Annotated in this window: 18 protein-coding genes; 14 read left to right on the top strand and 4 right to left on the bottom strand. The window is 72.2% G+C overall.

What is annotated here, in order from left to right; all coding sequences use genetic code 11:
* Positions 1–229: 229 nt before the first annotated feature.
* Positions 230–415, bottom strand: a complete 186-nt coding sequence (gene rpmB / locus ACH4TP_RS35100) for a 50S ribosomal protein L28 (protein WP_003957616.1) — start codon at positions 413–415, stop codon at positions 230–232.
* Between the two features lie 237 nt (positions 416–652).
* Between rpmB and ACH4TP_RS35095 the strand changes: the two genes are divergently transcribed.
* The 9 genes from ACH4TP_RS35095 (at position 653) to mutM (ending at position 9,909) form a co-directional block, all read left to right on the top strand.
* Positions 653–2,515 carry a DAK2 domain-containing protein gene (locus tag ACH4TP_RS35095; RefSeq protein WP_398440184.1) on the top strand — a complete coding sequence of 621 codons (1,863 nt, stop codon included), beginning with the start codon at positions 653–655 and terminating at the stop codon, positions 2,513–2,515.
* Between the two features lie 59 nt (positions 2,516–2,574).
* On the top strand, positions 2,575–4,770 hold the full coding sequence (recG, locus tag ACH4TP_RS35090; protein WP_389232214.1) for an ATP-dependent DNA helicase RecG: 2,196 nt from the start codon (positions 2,575–2,577) through the stop codon (positions 4,768–4,770).
* Between the two features lie 71 nt (positions 4,771–4,841).
* Positions 4,842–5,423 carry a 16S rRNA (guanine(966)-N(2))-methyltransferase RsmD gene (gene rsmD / locus ACH4TP_RS35085; RefSeq protein WP_398189574.1) on the top strand — a complete coding sequence of 194 codons (582 nt, stop codon included), beginning with the start codon at positions 4,842–4,844 and terminating at the stop codon, positions 5,421–5,423.
* A gap of 26 nt (positions 5,424–5,449) precedes the next feature.
* A complete protein-coding gene (gene coaD, locus ACH4TP_RS35080; protein WP_179199946.1) occupies positions 5,450–5,929 on the top strand; it encodes a pantetheine-phosphate adenylyltransferase in 480 nt (159 codons plus the stop codon).
* A gap of 133 nt (positions 5,930–6,062) precedes the next feature.
* Entirely contained in the window at positions 6,063–7,139 is a 1,077-nt protein-coding gene (locus ACH4TP_RS35075; protein ID WP_398189577.1) for an ATP synthase F0 subunit B, read from the top strand.
* A 138-nt stretch (positions 7,140–7,277) separates the two neighbouring features.
* On the top strand, positions 7,278–7,940 hold the full coding sequence (locus tag ACH4TP_RS35070; RefSeq protein WP_398440186.1) for a YceD family protein: 663 nt from the start codon (positions 7,278–7,280) through the stop codon (positions 7,938–7,940).
* A gap of 2 nt (positions 7,941–7,942) precedes the next feature.
* Positions 7,943–8,116: a 50S ribosomal protein L32 gene (gene rpmF / locus ACH4TP_RS35065; protein WP_015036448.1), complete on the top strand. Its 174-nt coding sequence runs from the start codon at positions 7,943–7,945 to the stop codon at positions 8,114–8,116.
* 17 nt (positions 8,117–8,133) lie between these two features.
* Entirely contained in the window at positions 8,134–8,916 is a 783-nt protein-coding gene (gene rnc / locus ACH4TP_RS35060; protein WP_389232223.1) for a ribonuclease III, read from the top strand.
* 132 nt (positions 8,917–9,048) lie between these two features.
* Entirely contained in the window at positions 9,049–9,909 is an 861-nt protein-coding gene (gene mutM / locus ACH4TP_RS35055) for a bifunctional DNA-formamidopyrimidine glycosylase/DNA-(apurinic or apyrimidinic site) lyase (RefSeq protein ID WP_389232227.1), read from the top strand.
* 4 nt (positions 9,910–9,913) lie between these two features.
* On the opposite strand, the gene ACH4TP_RS35050 is transcribed toward mutM, so the two are convergent.
* Together ACH4TP_RS35050 and ACH4TP_RS35045 are read right to left on the bottom strand one after the other, a co-directional pair.
* Positions 9,914–10,300 (bottom strand): winged helix-turn-helix transcriptional regulator, encoded by a 387-nt coding sequence (locus tag ACH4TP_RS35050; RefSeq protein WP_398189582.1) that lies wholly within the window; start codon positions 10,298–10,300, stop codon positions 9,914–9,916.
* A 97-nt stretch (positions 10,301–10,397) separates the two neighbouring features.
* Positions 10,398–11,315, bottom strand: coding sequence for a CAP domain-containing protein (locus ACH4TP_RS35045; RefSeq protein ID WP_398440183.1), 918 nt, complete (start codon positions 11,313–11,315; stop codon positions 10,398–10,400).
* 183 nt (positions 11,316–11,498) lie between these two features.
* On the opposite strand from ACH4TP_RS35045, the gene ACH4TP_RS35040 reads away from it, so the two are divergent.
* From ACH4TP_RS35040 to ACH4TP_RS35025, 4 genes are all read left to right on the top strand, one after another.
* A complete protein-coding gene (locus tag ACH4TP_RS35040; RefSeq protein WP_389232236.1) occupies positions 11,499–11,780 on the top strand; it encodes an acylphosphatase in 282 nt (93 codons plus the stop codon).
* A 389-nt stretch (positions 11,781–12,169) separates the two neighbouring features.
* Positions 12,170–12,388, top strand: a complete 219-nt coding sequence (locus ACH4TP_RS35035; protein ID WP_030690660.1) for a hypothetical protein — start codon at positions 12,170–12,172, stop codon at positions 12,386–12,388.
* 234 nt (positions 12,389–12,622) lie between these two features.
* A complete protein-coding gene (gene smc, locus ACH4TP_RS35030; RefSeq protein ID WP_398440182.1) occupies positions 12,623–16,240 on the top strand; it encodes a chromosome segregation protein SMC in 3,618 nt (1,205 codons plus the stop codon).
* A gap of 182 nt (positions 16,241–16,422) precedes the next feature.
* Positions 16,423–17,856 (top strand): sugar porter family MFS transporter, encoded by a 1,434-nt coding sequence (locus ACH4TP_RS35025; RefSeq protein ID WP_389232243.1) that lies wholly within the window; start codon positions 16,423–16,425, stop codon positions 17,854–17,856.
* Between the two features lie 48 nt (positions 17,857–17,904).
* On the opposite strand, the gene ACH4TP_RS35020 is transcribed toward ACH4TP_RS35025, so the two are convergent.
* A complete protein-coding gene (locus ACH4TP_RS35020; RefSeq protein ID WP_389232246.1) occupies positions 17,905–18,876 on the bottom strand; it encodes an LLM class flavin-dependent oxidoreductase in 972 nt (323 codons plus the stop codon).
* Between the two features lie 127 nt (positions 18,877–19,003).
* Here ACH4TP_RS35020 and ftsY point away from each other — a divergent pair, with 127 nt between their 5' ends.
* The gene (gene ftsY / locus ACH4TP_RS35015) at positions 19,004–20,233 is read left to right on the top strand and encodes a signal recognition particle-docking protein FtsY (protein WP_398440181.1); all 1,230 of its coding nucleotides are present in this window, start codon (positions 19,004–19,006) and stop codon (positions 20,231–20,233) included.
* The last annotated feature ends 55 nt before the right edge of the window (positions 20,234–20,288 follow it).

The raw sequence follows: 20,288 nt of genomic DNA, 5'->3' as shown, positions 1-20,288 counted from the left end.
CTTCACCCCGGAGCCGTTCCACCTCCCCCAACTTCATAGCCGGAAGATGCCCACCACCAGGCAAGATCACCCGACGTAACGAAGCACTACTAGGGTCCGTCCGGCGGATCAGGGCCGGATGGGCCCTAGGGGGCCCGACGGCTTTCGGGCATGGCAAAAGGCCGGTTCACCGAGGTGAACCGGCCTTTCAAGGCAACCGCAGGGGCTGCGCTACGACAGAACGTCGCGATTAGCGCGAGACCTTGCCGGCCTTGATGCACGAGGTGCAGACGTTGAGCCGCTTCGGCGTCCGACCGACCACGGCACGCACGCGCTGGATGTTCGGGTTCCAGCGACGGGACGTACGGCGGTGCGAGTGCGAAATGTTGTTGCCGAAGCCCGGCCCCTTGCCGCAGACGTCGCAGTTGGCAGCCACGGGTCACTCCAAAGACTTCAGAATTACAGTGAAATCCGGCGCACCGGAATCAGGAGTCTGAAGTGGCTTGCCGGGGAACGGCCCGGTTTGAACCGGGCAACCGAAGCAGCATACAACGCCTGCTTCCGTGGAACGAAACTACCATGGTCTCCGCGGACCTCGCCCCGGGCCCTGGTCACGAGCGGGTCACCCCCGGTCTACCCTGCGGTGAGCTCACCGCAGAAGGAGGACCCCCCGTTGTCGCGAGCCCTTCAGCCTGACGAGGAGCTCGTCGAGCTCGACGCCGCAGCGGTCCGGACCTGGTGCGCGCGGGCCCTCGACGCCCTCGGGCAGGAGCGCGAGGCGATCGACGCGATCAACGTCTACCCGGTCGCGGACGGGGACACCGGCACCAACCTGTACCTCACGGCCGAGGCCGCCCACCAGGCCGTCGAAGCCGTCTTCGCCGCCTCCGCGCCCGACACCGCCGAGACCGTACGGGCCATGGCCCACGGCGCGCTGCTCGGCGCCCGGGGCAACTCCGGCACCATCCTCGCCCAGCTCCTGCGCGGCATGGCCGCCGTCCTCGCCGAAGGACGTGACGGTGATCACCTCGCCCGCGCCCTCGCCGAGGCCGCCGCCTCCGCGCGGCGGGCCGTCGCCCACCCCGTGGAGGGCACCGTCCTCACCGTCGCCACCGCCGCCGCCGACGGCTGCGCGGGAGGCGGCACCCTCGCGGACGTGGCCGCACGGGCCCACGACGCCGCCGGGGCCGCCCTGGCGGCGACCCCCGCCCAGCTGGACGTCCTCGGCCGCGCCGGCGTGGTGGACGCCGGCGGACGCGGTCTGGTCGCCGTCCTCGGAGCCCTCCTGGAAACCGTGACGGGCCGCGCCCCGGACCGCGAGTGGACCACGAGCGGCTGGGTGTGGGAGGGCGAGGGGGGCGACCGGGTGCGAGGCGGTGCCGGGACCGGGGCCGACCGGGCGCAGGACCACGTGGAGACCGCGAGCGGTCGGGCGGGGGATCGCGCCGGGACCGGCCGGGCCCGGGACCACGTGGAGACCGCGAGCAGCCGGGGGCAGGACCGTGTCGGGGCCTCGGCCGGTCGGGGCGAGGGCCGTGCGGAGGCCGTTCCGGGTGGGGTGCGGGTCCTCGGGGATCCCCGGGCCGTTCCCGCCGCCTCCGAGGGGGCCTGCGACGCCGAGGCGGGGCCCGCGTACGAGGTGATCTACCTGCTGGAGGCGGAGGACGCGGCCGTGGACCTGCTGAGGGCCCGGCTCGACGCACTCGGCGACTCCCTCGTCGTCGTCGGCGGCGACGGGCTGTGGAACGTCCACGTCCACGTCGACGACGCGGGCGCCGCCGTCGAGGCGGGCGTCGAGGCCGGCCGCCCCCACCGCATCCGCATCACCCACTTCGCGGCCGACGCGGCCGCCGGCACCGCGCGCGGGGAACGCGCCCAGCGCGCCGTCGTCGCCGTCGTCCCCGGCGAGGGCCTCGCCGGACTCTGCGCCGAGGCCGGTGCGACCACGGTCCGCGCCAGGCCCGGCGAACCGCCCGCCGGCGAGGAGCTCGTCGAGGCGATCCGGCGGGCGCACGCGCGCGAGGTGGTCCTCCTGCCCAACGACACCGAGCTGCGCCAGACCGCGGCCGCCGCCGCCGAACGCGCCAGGGCCGAGGGCATCCGCGTCGCCCTCATCCCGACCCGGGCCGCCGTCCAGGGCATCGCCGCCCTCGCCGTCCACGAACCCGACCGGCGCTTCGACGAGGACGTCGTCGCCATGACCGCCGCCGCCGGAGCCACCCGCTACGCCGAACTCGCCGTCGCCGAACGCCAGTCCTTCACCTCGGCCGGCGTCTGCCAGGCCGGCGACGTCCTCGGTCTCATCGAGGGCGACGTCGCCGTCATCGGCAAGGACCTGACCGAGACCGCCCGCACCGTCCTGGACCGGATGCTCTCGGCGGGCGGCGAACTCGTCACCCTCGTCGTCGCTGACGACACCCCGCCCGGGCTCGCCCCCGACCTGGAACGCCACGTCCGGCGCGGCTACCTGGCCGTCGACACCACCACGTACCACGCGGGCGCGGGGGCCCCGCCCCTGCTCATCGGGGTGGAATAGGCGCCGGTCCCGGCGGTTGTCCACAGCCTTCGGCGCGGCTGTCGGTCCCGTGGTCTTCAATGGAAGGCGTGCCCGCGCTCGACGAACCACTCAGCAAGCAGTCCCTCGGCCCCGCCACCTCCAAGGTCCTGGCCGAGGCCCTCGACCTGCACACGGTCGGGGACCTGCTCCACCACTACCCCCGCCGGTACGCCGAGCGCGGGGAGCTGACCACCCTCGCCGACCTGCCGCTCGACGAGCACGTCACGGTGGTCGCGCAGGTCGCCGACGCCCGGGTGCTCACCTTCAACGGCTCCAAGGGCCGCGGCCAGCGCCTCGAAGTGACCATCACCGACGGCAGCGGCCGCCTCCAGCTGGTCTTCTTCGGCAAGGGCGTCCACAAGCCGCACCACGACCTGCTGCCCGGCACCCGCGCGATGTTCGCCGGCAAGGTCTCGCTCTTCAACCGGCGCCTCCAGCTCGCCCACCCCTCGTACGAACTCCTCCGCGGCGACAGCGACGAGGCCGTCGGCAGCTGGGCGGGCGCCCTCATCCCGATCTACCCGGCCACCACCAAGATGGAGTCCTGGAAGATCGCCAAGGCGGTCGACACCGTCCTGCCCAGCGCCGTCGACGCCGTCGACCCGCTGCCGCCCGCCCTGCGCGAGGGCCGGGGCCTCCTCGACCTCCCCGACGCCCTGCACCGCATCCACCGCCCCCGCACCAAGGCGGACATCGCCGCCGCCCGCGAGCGGCTCAAGTGGGACGAGGCCTTCGTCCTCCAGGTCGCCCTCGCCCGCCGCCGGCATGCCGACACCCAACTGCCCGCCGTCGCCCGGAGACCGGCCCCCGGCGGCATCCTCGACGCCTTCGACGCCAAGCTGCCCTTCACCCTCACCGAGGGCCAGCAGAAGGTCTCGAAGGAGATCTTCGACGACCTCGCCACCGAACACCCCATGCACCGGCTCCTCCAGGGCGAGGTCGGCAGCGGCAAGACGATGGTGGCCCTGCGCGCCATGCTCGCCGTCGTCGACTCCGGCGGACAGGCCGCCATGCTCGCGCCCACCGAGGTCCTCGCCCAGCAGCACCACCGCTCCGTCGTCGAGATGATGGGCGAGCTCGCCGAGGGCGGGATGCTCGGCGCCGCCGAGCGCGCCACCAAGGTCGTCCTGCTCACCGGCTCCATGGGCACCGCCGCCCGCCGCCAGGCCCTGCTCGACCTGGTCACCGGCGAGGCCGGCATCGTCATCGGCACGCACGCGCTGATCGAGGACAAGGTCCAGTTCCACGACCTCGGCCTCGTCGTCGTCGACGAGCAGCACCGCTTCGGCGTCGAGCAGCGCGACGCCCTCAGGGGCAAGGGGAAGCAGCCCCCGCACCTCCTCGTCATGACCGCCACCCCCATCCCGCGCACGGTCGCCATGACCGTCTTCGGCGACCTGGACACCTCCGTCCTCGACCAGCTGCCCGCCGGCCGCTCCCCGATCGCCAGCCACGTCGTCCCCGCCGCCGACAAGCCGCACTTCCTCGCGCGCGCCTGGGAGCGGGTCCGCGAGGAGGTGGGGAACGGCCACCAGGCGTACGTCGTCTGCCCCCGCATCGGCGACGAGGAGGACCAGAAGAAGAAGTCCAAGGCCTCTCCGGAGGACGAGGCCGAGAAGCGCCCGCCGCTCGCCGTCCTCGACGTCGCCGAGAAGCTCGGCGCCGGCCCCCTCGCGGGCCTGCGGATCGCCGTCCTGCACGGCCGCATGCACCCCGACGACAAGGACGACGTCATGCGCCGCTTCGCCGCCGGCGAGCTCGACGTCCTCGTCGCCACCACCGTCATCGAGGTCGGCGTCAACGTGCCCAACGCCACCGCCATGGTGATCATGGACGCCGACCGCTTCGGCGTCTCCCAGCTCCACCAGCTCCGCGGCCGCGTCGGCCGGGGCTCCGCCCCCGGCCTCTGCCTCCTCGTCAGCGAGATGCCCGAGGCCAGCCCCGCCAGGCAGCGGCTCAACGCCGTCGCCACCACCCTCGACGGCTTCGAGCTCTCCCGCATCGACCTCGAACAGCGGCGCGAGGGCGACGTCCTCGGCCAGGCCCAGTCCGGCGTCCGCTCCTCCCTGCGGGTGCTCGCCGTCATCGACGACGAGGAGGTCATCGCCGCCGCCCGCGAGGAGGCCACCGCCCTCGTCCTCGCCGACCCCGGGCTCGAAGCCCACCCGGGCCTGCGCACCGCGCTCGACGCCCTCCTCAGCGAGGAGCGGGAGGAGTACCTCGACAAGGGCTGAGAAGGGAGGGGCTCCCCGCATCGGCCATATCCTGGGACGTACGCATTGGACGACGCAGGACGAGGACACCGATGACCCGCGTGATCGCCGGTACCGCCGGCGGACGGCGCCTGGCCGTGCCCCCCGGCAACGGCACCCGCCCCACCTCCGACCGGGCACGGGAAGGCCTCTTCTCCACCTGGGAGTCGTTCCACGGCCTGGAGGGAGCCCGCGTCGCCGACCTGTACGCGGGCTCCGGCGCCGTCGGCCTCGAAGCGCTCTCCCGGGGCGCCGACCACGCCCTCCTCGTCGAGGCCGAGCCCCGCGCCGCGAAGACGATCCGGGACAACATCCGGTCGATCGGGCTGCCCGGCGCCGAACTCCGCACCGGCAAGGCCGAGCAGATCGTGACGGGACCGGCCCCGGCCGACCCTTACGACCTGGTCTTCCTCGACCCGCCGTACGCGGTCACGGACGCCGATCTCCGCGAGATTCTCCTCACACTGCGCTCGGGGGGCTGGCTGAGCGAGGATGCCCTCGTCACGGTGGAGCGCAGCACCCGAGGCGGGGAGTTCGGCTGGCCCGAGGGCTTCGAACCCCTGAGGTCCCGTCGCTACGGCGAGGGAACGTTTTGGTACGGTCGCGCCGCCTCTACGTGCGAAGACGCACGATGACCGGACCGGAGAGCGAGGGACCCAAGTTGCGCCGCGCCGTCTGTCCGGGGTCATTCGACCCCATCACCAACGGACACCTCGACATCATCGCCCGCGCCTCCAAGCTGTACGACGTCGTACACGTCGCGGTGATGATCAATCAGTCGAAGAAGGGCCTCTTCACGGTCGACGAGCGGATCGAGCTGATCCGCGAGGTCACCGCCGACTTCGGCAACGTCGAGGTGGAGTCCTTCCACGGACTGCTCGTCGACTTCTGCAAGCAGCGCGACATCCCCGCGATCGTCAAGGGCCTGCGCGCGGTCAGCGACTTCGACTACGAGCTGCAGATGGCCCAGATGAACATCGGCCTCTCGGGCGTGGAGACCCTCTTCGTACCCACCAACCCGACCTACAGCTTCCTCTCCTCCTCCCTGGTCAAGGAGGTCGCGGCCTGGGGCGGCGACGTCTCGCACCTGGTCCCGCCGACGGTCCTTCCCCGGCTGACCGAACGGCTCGCGCGGAAGTAGCCGCGGGAGCGGGCGCGAAGTGACACGCGGCCACCACCGCTGACGCTCCGTCACCTGGTGTCGGACGGGCGCCGACTGCCCTTACAGTCGTCCCGTCCGTCTCCATCCAGCTGTAGAGAGTGGCGAGCACCAGGTGGACGTGCAGAAGAAGCTCGACGAGATCGTCGCGACCGTGCAGGGCGCCCGCTCCATGCCGATGTCGGCATCCTGCGTGGTCAACCGCGCCGAGCTGCTCTCCCTGCTCGAAGAGGTACGTCAGGCCCTGCCCGACTCCCTCGCCCAGGCCCGGGAACTGATCGGCGGCCGCGAGCAGATGGTCGAGCAGGCCCGCCAGGAGGCCGAGCGGATCATCGAGGCCGCCCACGCCGAGCGCGGCTCGATCGTCTCCGACACCCAGGTCGCCCGCGAGTCGCAGGAGGAGGCCGACCGGATCCTCTCCGAGGCCCGCCGAGAGGCCGAGGAGGTCAAGGCCGAGGCCGACGACTACGTCGACTCCAAGCTCGCCAACTTCGAGGTCGTCCTCAACAAGACCATCGGCTCCGTCGACCGCGGGCGCGAGAAGCTCCTCGGCCGCGGCCCGGGCCTCGACCAGGACGGCTACGCCGACGCGGACGCCCCCGAGTACAGCGCCGACCCGCAGACCCTGATCCAGCGGGCCGACGAGTACGTGGACGCCAAGCTGGGCGCCTTCGAGGCCGTCCTCAGCAAGACCCTGGAGGCCGTCGGGCGGGGCCGGCAGAAGCTGCACGGCCGGATCGCCACGGACGCGCTCGGCGAGCACATGGCCGCGCAGGACGGCCTCGGCGGCGCGGTGCACACCAGCGACGCGGACTACCTGGCCGGGCTCGCGGAGCTCTCCGACCCCGAGCCCGTACAGACCCCGCAGATCCCCGCGCAGCAGCCCGACCCGTACTCCGGTGCGAGCACCGGCTCCACTGGAGCGGCTTACGCCGCGCCCTACGATGCGCAGCCCCAGCAGGACCCCGCCTACGGGTACCAGCAGCAGGACGCCTACGGTTACCAGCAGCAGGACCCCTACGCGTACCAGGGGCAGCAGTACGGCTACGAGCAGCAGTACGACCCCCACGGCCAGGCCCACGGCCAGGTCCACGCCCAGCCGCAGCAGGCCGCCGCGCTCGACGAGACCAGCTTCTTCGACACGAGCATGATCGACCTGGAGCAGCTGCGCCGGTACGAACAGGGGCGGTAAGGGGCACGGGGCCCGGATTGGGCCCTGAGCGAAGCGTCCAGTATCCTGGCTCTTCGGTCGCACCATGTCCGCGACCCTTGCTGCCCACGTCTGGCAGCCTCCTCTACGCCGCAGAACGATCCGAAAGCAGGAAGAGCCCTGAGTACGCGCCTCGACCACCGCAACCCCCTCGTGTTCGACACGCACGAGCTCGGGCGGCGTCCTGGTGCCCTCCAGCGGCTCTCGCGTTCGGTCGAGGCGCCCGGTGGAAACGCCGCCCTCGGCGTCGAAGGAGTCATCGGAGTGCCCCAGGGCTCCCCGGTGGAAATCGATCTCCGTCTTGAGTCGGTCATGGAAGGGGTGCTTGTCACAGGCACCGCCCGTGCATCGGCCGAGGGGGAGTGCGTAAGGTGTCTGGAGCCCGTCGAGCTCGACCTCGACGTGGACTTCCAGGAGATGTTCTCGTACCCCGACTCCGACGACCGGGGCCGCTCCAAGGCGGCCGCGGACGACGAAGCCGAGGACGACGAGGACATGATCCCCCTCGAGGACGGCATGTTCGACCTCGAACCCTTGCTGCGTGATGCGGTGGTGCTCGCACTGCCGATGCAGCCGGTGTGCCGGGAGGACTGTGCGGGTCTGTGCTCCGACTGCGGAGTCAACCTGAACGAGAACCCGGACCACCACCATGACGCCGTCGACATCCGTTGGGCGGCACTGCAGGGACTCGCCGGTTCGCTGGGAACCGATGAGAAGGACAACATGAGCGGCAAAGCCTCTGACGGGGACGTCCGAAGCGCCGCCGAGAAGCAGGAGAAGTAGCCGTGGCTGTTCCGAAGCGGAAGATGTCGCGCAGCAACACGCGCCACCGCCGGTCGCAGTGGAAGGCTGCGGTCCCCACCCTGGTTTCGTGTGAGCGTTGCCAGGAGCCGAAGCTGCAGCACATCGCGTGCCCGAGCTGCGGCACCTACAACAAGCGCCAGGTCCTCTCGGTCTGAGGCTGGTGAGAGGCACGATGTCTGAGAACATCAGCGCAGCCTCGTCCCACACGCTTCTGGAAGGGCGGCTCGGGTATCAGCTCGAGTCCGCCCTTCTGGTGCGTGCGCTGACCCACCGTTCGTACGCGTACGAGAACGGCGGTCTGCCCACCAACGAGCGTCTGGAGTTCCTCGGGGACTCCGTGCTCGGCCTGGTGGTCACGGACACGCTGTACCGCACCCACCCCGACCTGCCGGAAGGCCAGCTGGCCAAACTCCGGGCCGCGGTGGTCAACTCGCGTGCGCTGGCGGAGGTCGGACGCGGCCTCGAACTCGGCTCCTTCATCCGGCTCGGCCGGGGCGAAGAGGGCACGGGCGGCCGGGACAAGGCGTCCATCCTCGCCGACACCCTCGAAGCGGTGATCGGCGCGGTCTATCTCGACCAGGGCCTCGACGCGGCGTCCGAGCTGGTTCACCGGCTCTTCGACCCGCTGATCGAGAAGTCCTCGAACCTCGGTGCCGGCCTGGACTGGAAGACCAGCCTCCAGGAGCTCACCGCGGCCGAGGGTCTGGGTGTCCCGGAGTACCTCGTCTCCGAAGAGGGTCCGGACCACGAGAAGACCTTTACTGCTGCCGCCCGCGTCGGTGGTGTCTCGTACGGCACCGGCACCGGCCGCAGCAAGAAGGAAGCGGAACAGCAGGCGGCGGAGTCCGCGTGGCGCGCGATCCGCGCGGCCGCGGACGAGCGCGCCGCGGCGAAGGCCGCGGCCGACGCCGGCGAGCCGGCCCGGAAGGACGGGGCCACCCCGGCCACCGCCTGACCGCGCTCCCGCCCCCTCCTTCGAGCGGAACCTTCCCGCCCGCCCCCGCCAGGGGCGGGCGGAGCCGTTTCCGGGGCAGCCCCGGGCGGTAGGCTGGCCGAACCACCCTTTCAGCCCCTCCGGAGGAGTCCCGTGCCCGAGCTGCCCGAGGTCGAGGTCGTACGGCGCGGTCTGGAGCGCTGGGTCGCCGGACGGACCGTGACCGAGGTCGAGGTGCTGCACCCGAGGGCGGTACGGCGCCACCCGGCGGGCGGCGAGGACTTCGCGGCCCGGCTGAAGGGGCAGCGCTTCGAGGTCGCGCGGCGGCGCGGGAAGTACCTGTGGCTGCCGCTCGCGGAGACCGGGACCTCCGTCCTGGGCCACCTCGGCATGAGCGGGCAGCTGCTCGTCCAGCCGGAGGACGCCCCGGACGAGAAGCACCTGCGCATCCGGGTCCGCTTCGACGACTCCGCCGGCACCGAGCTCCGCTTCGTCGACCAGCGCACTTTCGGCGGCCTCTCGCTCCACGACCAGACCCCCGACGGACTCCCGGACGTCATCGCGCACATCGCCCGCGACCCGCTGGACCCGGAGTTCGACGACGCCGCCTTCCAGGCCGCGCTGCGGCTGCGCCGCACGACGGTCAAGCGGGCGCTGCTCGACCAGTCGCTGATCAGCGGCGTCGGGAACATCTACGCGGACGAGGCGCTCTGGCGGTCGAAGCTGCACTACGACCGCCCGACGGCCACCCTGACCCGCCCGCGCTCGGCCGAACTGCTCGGCCACGTCCGGGACGTGATGAACGCGGCGCTCGCCGCCGGCGGCACCAGCTTCGACAGCCTGTACGTGAACGTCAACGGCGAATCCGGCTACTTCGACCGCTCGCTCGACGCGTACGGCCGCGAGGACGAGCCCTGCCACCGCTGCGGCACGCCGATGCGGCGACGGGCGTGGATGAACCGGTCCAGCTACTTCTGCCCGCGCTGCCAGCGCCCGCCGCGCGCGACCGCCTGAGCGCTCAGGCGGTGACGGGGGCCGCGCGCTCCGCGTCGTACTTCTCGCGCGCCGCCTCCACCTGCGGCATCCGCCCCTCCACCAGCTCGATCAGACCGATCAGCCGCTCCGCGACCTCGCGGCCGAGCGGGGTGAGCCGGTAGTCGACCCGCGGCGGGTTCGTGGGCTGCGCCTCGCGGTGGACGAGACCGTCGCGCTCCAGGGCGTGCAGGGTCTGCGACAGCATCTTCTCGCTCACGCCGTCGACCCGACGCCGCAGCTCGTTGAAGCGGAACGTCCCTTCGTGCAGGGCACCCAGCGTCAGGCTGCCCCAACGTCCCGTCACGTGCTCCAGCGTGCCCCGCGAGGGGCAGGCACGCGCGAACACGTCATAGGCGAGGTCGTCAGTCATGCCTCCACGGTACCGCGCGTACGCTTCCCGCGGGGTTGCGCTGTGGATGGGAAAGTAACCGCCGACGGGACCCCGCGGAATCCCATCCCACGGGGTCTCAGTAGCCGAAGTCCTGGGTCCACCAGGGGCCGCCGTCGCCGAAGACCACGCCGACGCCCATCGTCGTGAAGTCGCAGTTCAGGATGTTGGCGCGGTGGCCGTCGCTGTTCATCCAGGAGGTCATCACCGCCGCCGCGTCGACCTGGCCGCGCGCGATGTTCTCGCCGCCCATGCCGGTGATGCCCGCCTGCTGGGCCCGGACCCACGGGGTGTCGCCGTCCGGGTCCGTGTGGTCGAAGAAACCGCGGGCGGCCATGTCCGCGCTGAACGCGCCGGCCAGGGAGGCGAGCGGCGCGCTCGGGCGGACCGGGACGCAGCCGACCTTGGCGCGTTCGAGGTTGACCAGGCGGAGGACCTCGGCCTCGGCGGCCCCGCCGCGGTCGGCGGTGGAGGTGACCGGGGCCTGCGCGGTCGGCGCCGCCGTGGTCGGGTCCGGCTTCGGCGCGGGTGCCTTCGTCGTGGGCGCGGCCGTGGTCCTGGTCGGTACGGGCTTCGCCGTGGCCGTGGCGGTCCTCGTCGGGGTGGGCTTCGGCTTCGGGGTGGCCTTCGGGCTCGGCTTCGCGGACGGGGTCGTCGAGGGGGCGGGGGATGAGCCGGCCCTGCCCGCGCCCGCGCCCGTGCCCGTCGCCGTGCCGGCCGGGGTCTGCGTGACGCCGCCCTGCGTCGTCAGCTCCGGGGTCTGGCGGGTCTGGACCTGGCGCTCGCTCGTGGCGGCGGTGCTGCCGACCGTGAAGGTGTCCCCGCCGGGGAGCAGGCCCGAGGCGACGGCGACGGCGCCGACCGCGACCGCCGCGGAGGCGCCGAGCAGACCGGTGCGCACGGGCCGCCGGCGGCGGGCACCCCGGTGCGGGCTGCCCGCGCCGGCCGCGTAGTCTTCTGCGGCGGGTGCGGCGCCGGAGCGACGGTGGCGTCCCATCTGCCCTGCCTTCCTCTGCTGGTTCTTTGCAGGCCTTTGCTGATCTTTGCTGTCGGTGCCGTTCCGGGATCGACGGTCGAACAGCGCGCGCCCGAACGGGTGAGGCGTGTTCGGTCGGGACCTTACGCCATGAGAAGCAGGGGCGATGTGCTCATCTGGCAATCCGCCCGTTAGCGTGCAGCCATGAGTGACGACGTACGGATGACCGCCTGGGTGCGCGGACGGGTACAGGGAGTGGGCTTCCGCTGGTTCACCAGGGCAAACGCCTTGGAGATCGGCGGCCTGGTGGGCTTCGCCCTGAACCTCGACGACGGCCGGGTGCAGGTGGTGGCCGAGGGGCCGCGTGAGAATTGCCACCGTCTGCTCGACTGGCTCCGGTCCGCCGACACACCCGGACGTGTGGACGGCGTCACTGAGATCTGGGACACCCCGCGCGGCGGCTACGACGGTTTCGCCATCCGTTGACGATCACGCTCCGAAACCCCGCCCGGTGACCGAGAGCGGCTCCGGGCGGACGCGCGGTAACAGGGGTGTGACCAGCGAAGCGCCTGATGGTTGCCAAGTGGCGCCGAGCGTGCGAGGCTGCCCGGTAAGGATGATCGCGACGCCCCCGAGGCTCCGAGTTCGAAGGCCCCGCCGCCCGCTGAGCGGCCGTGGACTCCTCGGCAGCCCTTCAAACGGGGCGTGATCGTGTTGACCGTCAAACTTTTTGGTGAGACTCTGGAAGCCCCGCGCACCTTAGCTGTTTGGCAGTGGAACCGGCACGACAAGCAGTACTGCCGAGCACCGCGGGTGCGAATCCCTCACGACCCACACCGCTTCGGTCGGTCACTCATTGTGGAGGACCATCCATCATGGCAAAGGCGCTTCTCGGTTACGTCGGCGGCTCCGACCCGCGACTCCTCGCCGAGATGCGACGGCTTCAGCAGCGTGTCCAGGACCTCGAATCCGAGCTGGTACGGATCCAGTCCGAGAACGACACGCTCGCCGCTGCCGCCGCTCAGCACCAGGGAGAGTCGCTGCTGAACAGCATCGACCTCGACGTACCCCAGGCAGAGCCTGCGCTCACCTGACAACCCAGCCCCCCGGGGCCAGGTGGAAAGAAATCTCGTCGGCGCAGCCGGACACCCACCCCCAGCTGATCGTGCGGAACGACGCACGTGCACGACAGCTGGACATGCAAGGGGCGCCTCGGCGTCCCTTCTCTCTTTCACCCGTCGTTTCCCCCGCGTACCACCCCTCCTCATCCGAGGATCTGCCCCACGTCATCGCGGGTGAAACGCACGGACCCCGGTAGAGTCCCCGGAGTGCACCTCAAGGCCCTGACGCTCCGTGGATTCAAGTCGTTCGCCTCAGCCACCACGTTGCGGTTCGAACCCGGAATCACCTGTGTCGTGGGCCCCAACGGATCGGGCAAGTCCAATGTCGTGGACGCCCTGTCCTGGGTCATGGGCGAGCAGGGCGCCAAGTCGCTGCGCGGCGGCAAGATGGAGGACGTCATCTTCGCCGGCACGACCGGGCGCCCCCCGCTCGGCCGCGCCGAGGTCTCGCTGACCATCGACAACTCCGACGGCGCCCTGCCCATCGACTACGCCGAGGTCACCCTCACCCGGATCATGTTCCGCGGCGGCAGCAGCGAGTACCAGATCAACGGCGACACCTGCCGGCTGCTCGACTTCCAGGACCTGCTCTCCGACTCCGGCATCGGACGCGAGATGCACGTCATCGTCGGACAGGGGCAGCTCGACTCCGTGCTGCACGCCGACCCGATGGGCCGCCGCGCCTTCATCGAGGAGGCCGCCGGCGTCCTCAAGCACCGCAAGCGCAAGGAGAAGGCGCTGCGGAAGCTGGACGCGATGCAGGCCAACCTCGCGCGCGTGCAGGACCTCGCCGACGAACTCCGCCGCCAGCTCAAGCCGCTGGGCCGGCAGGCCGCCGTCGCCCGCCGCGCCGTCGTCATCCAGGCCGACCTGCGCGACGCCCGACTCCGCCTCCTCGCCGACGACCTCGTCCGCCTCCAGGAGGCGCTGACGGCCGAGGTCGCCGACGAGGCGGCCCTGCTCGCCCGCAAGGAGGCGACCGAGGCCCGGCTGCGCGCCGCCCTCGCGGAGGAGGCCGAGCTGGAGGCGGAGGCCCGCGCCCTCGTGCCCCGCCTGGAGCGCGCCCAGCAGAACTGGTACGACCTCTCCCAGCTCGCCGAACGCGTACGCGGCACCGTCTCCCTGGCCGACGCGCGCGTGAAGAGCGCCACCACCGCACCCGCCGAGGAACGGCGCGGCCGCGACCCGGAGGACCTGGAGCGGGAGGCCGCCCGCGTCCGTGAACAGGAGGCCGAGCTCGAAGCCGCCCTGGAGGCCGCCGAGCACGCCCTGGAGGACACCGTCGCCCACCGCGCCGAGCTGGAGCGGACCCTCGCCGACGAGGAGCGCCGCCTCAGGGACCTGGCCCGGGCCATCGCCGACCGGCGCGAGGGCCTCGCCCGGCTCCACGGCCGGGCCGACGCCGCCCGCTCGCGCGCCGCCTCCGCCCAGGCCGAGATCGACCGGCTCGCCGCCGCCCGCGACGAGGCCGCGGAGCGCGCGGCCGCCGCCCAGGAGGAGTACGAGCAGCTCAAGGCCGAGGTCGACGGCCTCGACGCGGAGGACACCGAGCGGAGCGAGCGGTACGAGGCCGCCCGCCGCGAACTCGCCGACGCGGAGGCCGCGCTGGGCGCCGCCCGCGAGACGGCCGCCACCGTCGAACGCCGCCGCGCCGCCACCCGGGCCCGGCACGACGCCCTCGCCCTCGGACTGCGCCGCAAGGACGGCACGGGCGCCCTGCTCTCCGCCGGGCTCAGCGGACTCCTCGGCCCGGCGGCCGAACTCCTCACCGTCACCCCGGGATACGAGGTCCCCGTCGCCGCCGCCCTCGGCGCGGCCGCCGACGCCCTCGCCGCCGACGGCCCCTCCGCCGCCGCCGAAGCCCTGCGCCTCCTCCGCAAACAGGACGCGGGCCGCGCCTCCCTGATCCTGACCGGCCCCCCCGGGCGAACGCCGACGGCCACCGCCTCCGGGGCGGCCCCGACCGGAACCTCCCGGCCGATCCCGGCCGTTGGCCCTGGGGCCGACCCCGAGTCGAGCCCCCCGATCCCGGCCGGCGGCCACCCGTGTGCCGCCGACCTGGTTCGTGGGCCCGTCGAACTCCTGGGCGCCGTGCGCCGGTTGCTCGCCGGGATCGTGGTTGTCGGTGATCTCGACGAGGCCACCGAACTGGTCAGGGCCCGGCCCGAGATGACCGCCGTCACGGCCGAAGGGGACCTGCTCGGGGCGCACTTCGCGCAAGGAGGGTCCGCCGGCGCGCCCAGTCTCCTCGAAGTCCAGGCCTCGGTCGCCGAGGCCGCCGCCGAGCTCGACGAACTGGCCGTCCGCTGCGAGGAGTCGGCCGCGGCGCAGCAGGAGGCCGCCGAGCGGCGGCGCCACGCCGCCGCGCTCGTGGAGGAGCTCGACGCGCGGCGCCGGGAGACGGACCGGGAGAAGTCCTCCGTCGCGCAGCGGCTCGGGCGGCTCGCCGGGCAGGCCAGGGGAGCGGCGGGGGAGGCCGAGCGGACCGCGGCGGCCGCCGCCCGCGCCCAGGAGGCCCTGGAGAAGGCCACGGCCGAAGCCGAGGAGCTGGCCGAACGGCTCCTGGTGGCCGAGGAGACGCCGGCCGAGGACGAGCCCGACACCTCCGTCCGCGACCGGCTCGCGGTCGACGGCGCCCGGGCGCGCCAGAGCGAGATGGAGGCGCGGCTCCAGGTCCGTACCCACGAGGAGCGGGTCAAGGGCCTCGCCGGGCGGGCCGACTCGCTCGACCGGGCCGCCCGCGCGGAACGGGAGGCACGCGCGCGTGCCGAGCAGCGCCGGGCCCGGCTGCGCCACGAGGAGCGCGTCGCCGGCGCGGTCGCCGCGGGTGCCCGTACCCTCCTGGCCCACGTCGAGGTCTCCCTCGGCCGCGCCGAGCGGGAGCGGGTGGTGGCCGAGGCGGCGAGGACCGACCGGGAGCAGGGCCTGACGGCCGCGCGGGCCCGGGGCCGGGACCTCAAGGCCGAGCTCGACAAGCTGACCGACTCCGTGCACCGGGGCGAGGTGCTCGGCGCCGAGAAGCGGCTGCGGATCGAGCAGCTGGAGGCGAAGGCGCTGGAGGAGTTCGGCGTGGAGACGGCCGCCCTGGTCGCCGAGTACGGCCCGGAACAGCCCGTGCCCCCGTCGCCGGCCGCCGACGGCGAGCCGCTCCCCGAGGACGGGGAAGGCAGGCCGTTCGTCCGTTCGGAGCAGGAGAAGCGGCTGAAGTCCGCCGAACGTGCGTACCACCAGCTCGGCAAGGTCAATCCGCTGGCCCTGGAGGAGTTCGCCGCCCTGGAGGAGCGGCACAAGTTCCTCTCGGAGCAGCTGGAGGACCTGAAGAAGACCCGTACCGATCTGCTTCAGGTGGTGAAGGAGGTCGACCTGCGCGTCGAGCAGGTCTTCAGCGAGGCCTACCGGGACACCGCCCGCGAGTTCGAGGGCGTCTTCTCGCGGCTCTTCCCGGGCGGCGAGGGCCGGCTGGTCCTCACCGACCCGGACAACATGCTCACCACCGGCGTCGAGGTGGAGGCCCGCCCGCCGGGCAAGAAGGTCAAGCGCCTCTCGCTGCTCTCCGGCGGCGAGCGCTCGCTCACCGCCGTGGCGCTGCTCGTCTCGATCTTCAAGGCCAGGCCCAGCCCGTTCTACGTGATGGACGAGGTGGAGGCGGCCCTCGACGACACCAACCTCCAGCGGCTGATCGGGATCATGCGGGAGCTCCAGGAGTCCTCGCAGCTGATCGTGATCACGCACCAGAAGCGGACGATGGAGGTCGCGGACGCGCTGTACGGCGTGTCCATGCAGGGCGACGGCGTCTCGAAGGTGATCAGCCAGCGGTTGCGCTGATCATCGATCGTTCAAGTTCTGAACGCATGAGTTCTTTAAGCGCCTGAAAAGTCACACGACATCGACTATTGACTTCGAAACTTGAAGGCATAGTCTCTGCAACGTTGCTTTAACCTTCACGTGGTGGGCGGCGTGAAGTTGTGCGCCACTGGAAGGGCTCGCCCCCCACCGAGGAGTCCCATGTGACCAGCACCGCGCAGGCGCCGACGCCGCCGCCTTCCGAAGGCCGAGCCGCCCACCCGGACCACCTCGGCCACGTCATCTTCATCACGGCCTCCGCCGCGATGGGCGGTTTCCTCTTCGGCTACGACAGCTCCGTCATCAACGGCGCCGTCGAGGCGATCCGCGACCGCTACGACATCGGCTCCGGCACCCTGGCGCAGGTCATCGCCATCGCCCTGATCGGCTGCGCCATCGGCGCCGCCACCGCGGGCCGGATCGCCGACCGCATCGGCCGCATCCGCTGCATGCAGATCTCCGCGGTGCTCTTCGCCGTCAGCGCCGTCGGCTCCGCGCTGCCCTTCGCCCTCTGGGACCTCGCCCTCTGGCGGATCATCGGCGGCTTCGCCATCGGCATGGCCTCCGTCATCGGCCCCGCGTACATCGCCGAGGTCGCCCCCGCCGCCTACCGCGGCCGCCTCGGCTCCTTCCAGCAGGCCGCGATCGTCATCGGCATCGCCATCTCCCAGCTGGTCAACTACGGCATCCTCCAGCTCGCCGACGGCGACCAGCGCGGCGAGATCGGCGGCATCGAGGCCTGGCAGTGGATGCTCGGCGTGATGGTCGTCCCCGCGCTCCTCTACGGGATGCTGTCCTTCGCGATCCCCGAGTCCCCCCGCTTCCTCATCTCCGTCGGGAAGACCGAGCGGGCCAAGGAGGTCCTCGCCGAGGTCGAGGGCCACGGGGTCGACCTCGACCACCGCGTCGCCGAGATCGACCAGGCCATGCGCAGCGAGCACAAGTCCACCTTCAGGGACCTGCTCGTGGTCGGCAGCAGGTTCAAGCTCCTGCCCATCGTCTGGGTCGGCATCGGACTCTCGGTCTTCCAGCAGCTCGTCGGCATCAACGTCGCCTTCTACTACTCCGCGACGCTCTGGCAGTCCGTCGGCATCGACCCGTCCAGCTCGTTCTTCTACTCGTTCACCACGTCGATCATCAACATCATCGGCACCGTCATCGCGATGGTCCTGGTCGACCGCGTCGGCCGCAGGCCGCTCGCCCTCGTCGGCTCCGCCGGCATGGCGGTCGCCCTCGCCTTCGAGGCCTGGGCCTTCTCCGCCGACCTCGTCGACGGCAAGCTGCCCAACACCCAGGGCGTCGTGGCCCTCGTCGCCGCCCACGTCTTCGTGCTCTTCTTCGCCCTCTCCTGGGGCGTCGTGGTCTGGGTCTTCCTCGGCGAGATGTTCCCCAACCGGATCCGCGCCGCCGCCCTCGGCGTCGCCGCCTCCGCCCAGTGGATCGCCAACTGGGCCATCACCGCCAGCTTCCCGTCCCTCGCGGACTGGAACCTCTCCGGCACCTACATCATCTACACGGTCTTCGCCGTGCTCTCGATCCCCTTCGTGCTCAGGTACGTCAAGGAGACGAAGGGCAAGGCGTTGGAGGAGATGGGCTAAACCCCCGCTGCCCCTCTCCTCACCCACGGACTGCCCCGGCCCGAGGCGCTACGCCTTGAGCCGGGGCAGCACGTTCTCGCAGTACAGCCGCAGACTCCGCCACCCCTCCTCGACCGGCATCCCGCCGCACAGCGGATGCAGGACGAGGCTCTCCAGACCGAGCGCCAGGCACTCCTGCGGCGTCACGACCCGGTACACCCCCTCCGCCCGCAGCTCCGCCACCGTCGTCGCCGCCGACCGCACCGCCGAGCGGATGTCCTTCGACTGCCAGGAGGCGTACGTCCGCGCCTCGTGCAGGAAGTGCTCCCCGTGCTCCGCCCAGGTCCGGTCCGGGTCCTCCGACAGGTGCAGCAGCGGGGTCTCCTCGGCCGGCATCATCGTCCAGCCCTCCGTGCCGTACTCGGCGCACTTCTCCCGGTAGTACGCGTCGAGCTCCGGCAGGTGCGCGCTCGGGAAGAACGGCAGCCCGAGCCGGGCCGCCCGCCGCGCCGCCGCCCGCGAGGAACCCCCGACCAGGAGCAGCGGATGCGGCCGGGTGAACGGCCGCGGGGTGACCCGTACCGTACGGCCCCGATACGTGAACGGCTCCCCGGTCCAGGCCGTGAGCAGGGTCTCCAGGAGCAGGTCCTGGAGCTTGCCGCGCCGCCCCCAGTCGACACCGCGCTCCTCGTACTCCTCCGGCCGGTAGCCGATCCCGGCCACCGTCACGAGCCGGCCCCCGCTCAGCAGGTCCAGGACCGCGATGTCCTCCGCGAGCCGCAGCGGATCGTGCAGCGGCCCGATGATCGCCGAGACGGTCACGGCGATCCGCTTCGTCGCCCCGAAGACCGCGCCCGCGAAGGTGAAGGGGGAGGGCAGCCAGTTGTTCCCGACGCCGTGGTGCTCCTCGGTCTGCACGGTGTCGACCCCGTGCCCGTCGGCGTACGCGGCCATGGCGAGCGCGGCCCGGTAGCGCTCCGAGAGGGACTCCGGGGTCGCGCGGGGATCGACGAGGTTGAACCGTACGACGCTGAACGGCATGGGAAGGTCCCCCTTCGCGGGTGCACGGAAGGGGGAGATTATCTGACGTGCCATCAGATGAAAACGGTCTCGCACACGCCGTCTCCCTACCGGGACGGGCGGGCGGTCGCGCCATACTGGTGGGGTTATGGAACTCATCCTTGCTGTAGTCATCGCTCTGGTCGTCGCGGTCGCCGTGACGAGCGGGCTCGTGATCAGCGGTCGCAAGAAGAAGCAGCTGCCGCCGGCCGAGCCGCCGTCCACCACGCCGACCATCACCGCTCCGCCCGCCGAGCCGCACGTCGGCGACGAGGCGGAGACGCTGCGGGAAGAACCGCGCCGCACGGTCGAGGAGGTCGAGCTCCCCACCGAGGCGGCCCCCGGGGCCCCGGTCACGGCCGAGGAGCCCGTCGTCGAGGAGCCCGAGGCTCCCGCCGCTCCCGAGATCGAGGTCCCCGAGCCCACCGCCGGCCGTCTCGTACGGCTCCGGGCCCGGCTCGCCCGCTCCCAGAACTCGCTGGGCAAGGGGCTGCTCACGCTCCTGTCCCGCGAGCACCTCGACGAGGACACCTGGGAGGAGATCGAGGAGACCCTCCTCACGGCCGACGTCGGCGTCGCCCCCACCCAGGAGCTCGTCGACCGGCTGCGCGAGCGCGTCAAGGTGCTCGGCACCCGCACCCCCGACGAGCTGCGCGGGCTGCTCCGCGAGGAGCTCGTCGCCCTCCTCGGCGACTTCGACCGCTCGGTGAAGACCGAGAGCCCCGAGGACACCCCGGGCGTGGTCATGGTCGTGGGCGTCAACGGCACCGGCAAGACCACCACCACCGGCAAGCTGGCCCGCGTCCTCGTCGCCGACGGCAAGTCCGTCGTCCTCGGCGCCGCCGACACCTTCCGTGCCGCCGCCGCCGACCAGCTCCAGACCTGGGGCGAGCGCGTCGGCGCCCGCACCGTGCGCGGCCCCGAGGGCGGCGACCCGGCCTCGATCGCCTTCGACGCGGTCAAGGAGGGCATCGCCGAGAAGGCCGACGTCGTCCTCATCGACACCGCCGGCCGGCTCCACACCAAGACCGGCCTCATGGACGAGCTCGGCAAGGTCAAGCGCGTCGTCGAGAAGCACGGCCCGCTCGACGAGATCCTCCTCGTCCTCGACGCCACCACCGGACAGAACGGCCTCATCCAGGCCCGCGTCTTCGCCGAGGTGGTCGACATCACCGGCATCGTGCTGACCAAGCTCGACGGCACCGCCAAGGGCGGCATCGTCGTCGCCGTCCAGCGCGAGCTGGGCGTCCCGGTCAAGCTGGTCGGCCTCGGCGAGGGCCCGGACGACCTGGCGCCCTTCGAGCCGGGCGCCTTCGTCGACGCCCTGATCGGCGACTGACGCCTCGTACGGCACACGGAAGGGCCCTCGCCACCTGCGGCGAGGGCCCTTCCGC

This window comes from Streptomyces sp. NPDC021012 (assembly GCF_044333355.1).
Taxonomy (GTDB): Bacteria; Actinomycetota; Actinomycetes; order Streptomycetales; family Streptomycetaceae; genus Streptomyces.
The sequence above is the reverse complement of the archived record's forward strand: the minus strand, read 5'-3'. Positions and strand labels throughout refer to the sequence as shown.

Coding starts and splice junctions, on each gene's coding strand:
- recG (WP_389232214.1), top strand. CDS start 2,575: ATGGAAGGCGTGCCCGCGCTCGACGAACCACTCAGCAAGCAGTCCCTC.
- rsmD (WP_398189574.1), top strand. CDS start 4,842: ATGACCCGCGTGATCGCCGGTACCGCCGGCGGACGGCGCCTGGCCGTG.
- rnc (WP_389232223.1), top strand. CDS start 8,134: ATGTCTGAGAACATCAGCGCAGCCTCGTCCCACACGCTTCTGGAAGGG.
- ACH4TP_RS35050 (WP_398189582.1), bottom strand. CDS start 10,300: ATGACTGACGACCTCGCCTATGACGTGTTCGCGCGTGCCTGCCCCTCG.
- ACH4TP_RS35045 (WP_398440183.1), bottom strand. CDS start 11,315: ATGGGACGCCACCGTCGCTCCGGCGCCGCACCCGCCGCAGAAGACTAC.
- ACH4TP_RS35040 (WP_389232236.1), top strand. CDS start 11,499: ATGAGTGACGACGTACGGATGACCGCCTGGGTGCGCGGACGGGTACAG.
- ACH4TP_RS35035 (WP_030690660.1), top strand. CDS start 12,170: ATGGCAAAGGCGCTTCTCGGTTACGTCGGCGGCTCCGACCCGCGACTC.
- ACH4TP_RS35020 (WP_389232246.1), bottom strand. CDS start 18,876: ATGCCGTTCAGCGTCGTACGGTTCAACCTCGTCGATCCCCGCGCGACC.
- ftsY (WP_398440181.1), top strand. CDS start 19,004: ATGGAACTCATCCTTGCTGTAGTCATCGCTCTGGTCGTCGCGGTCGCC.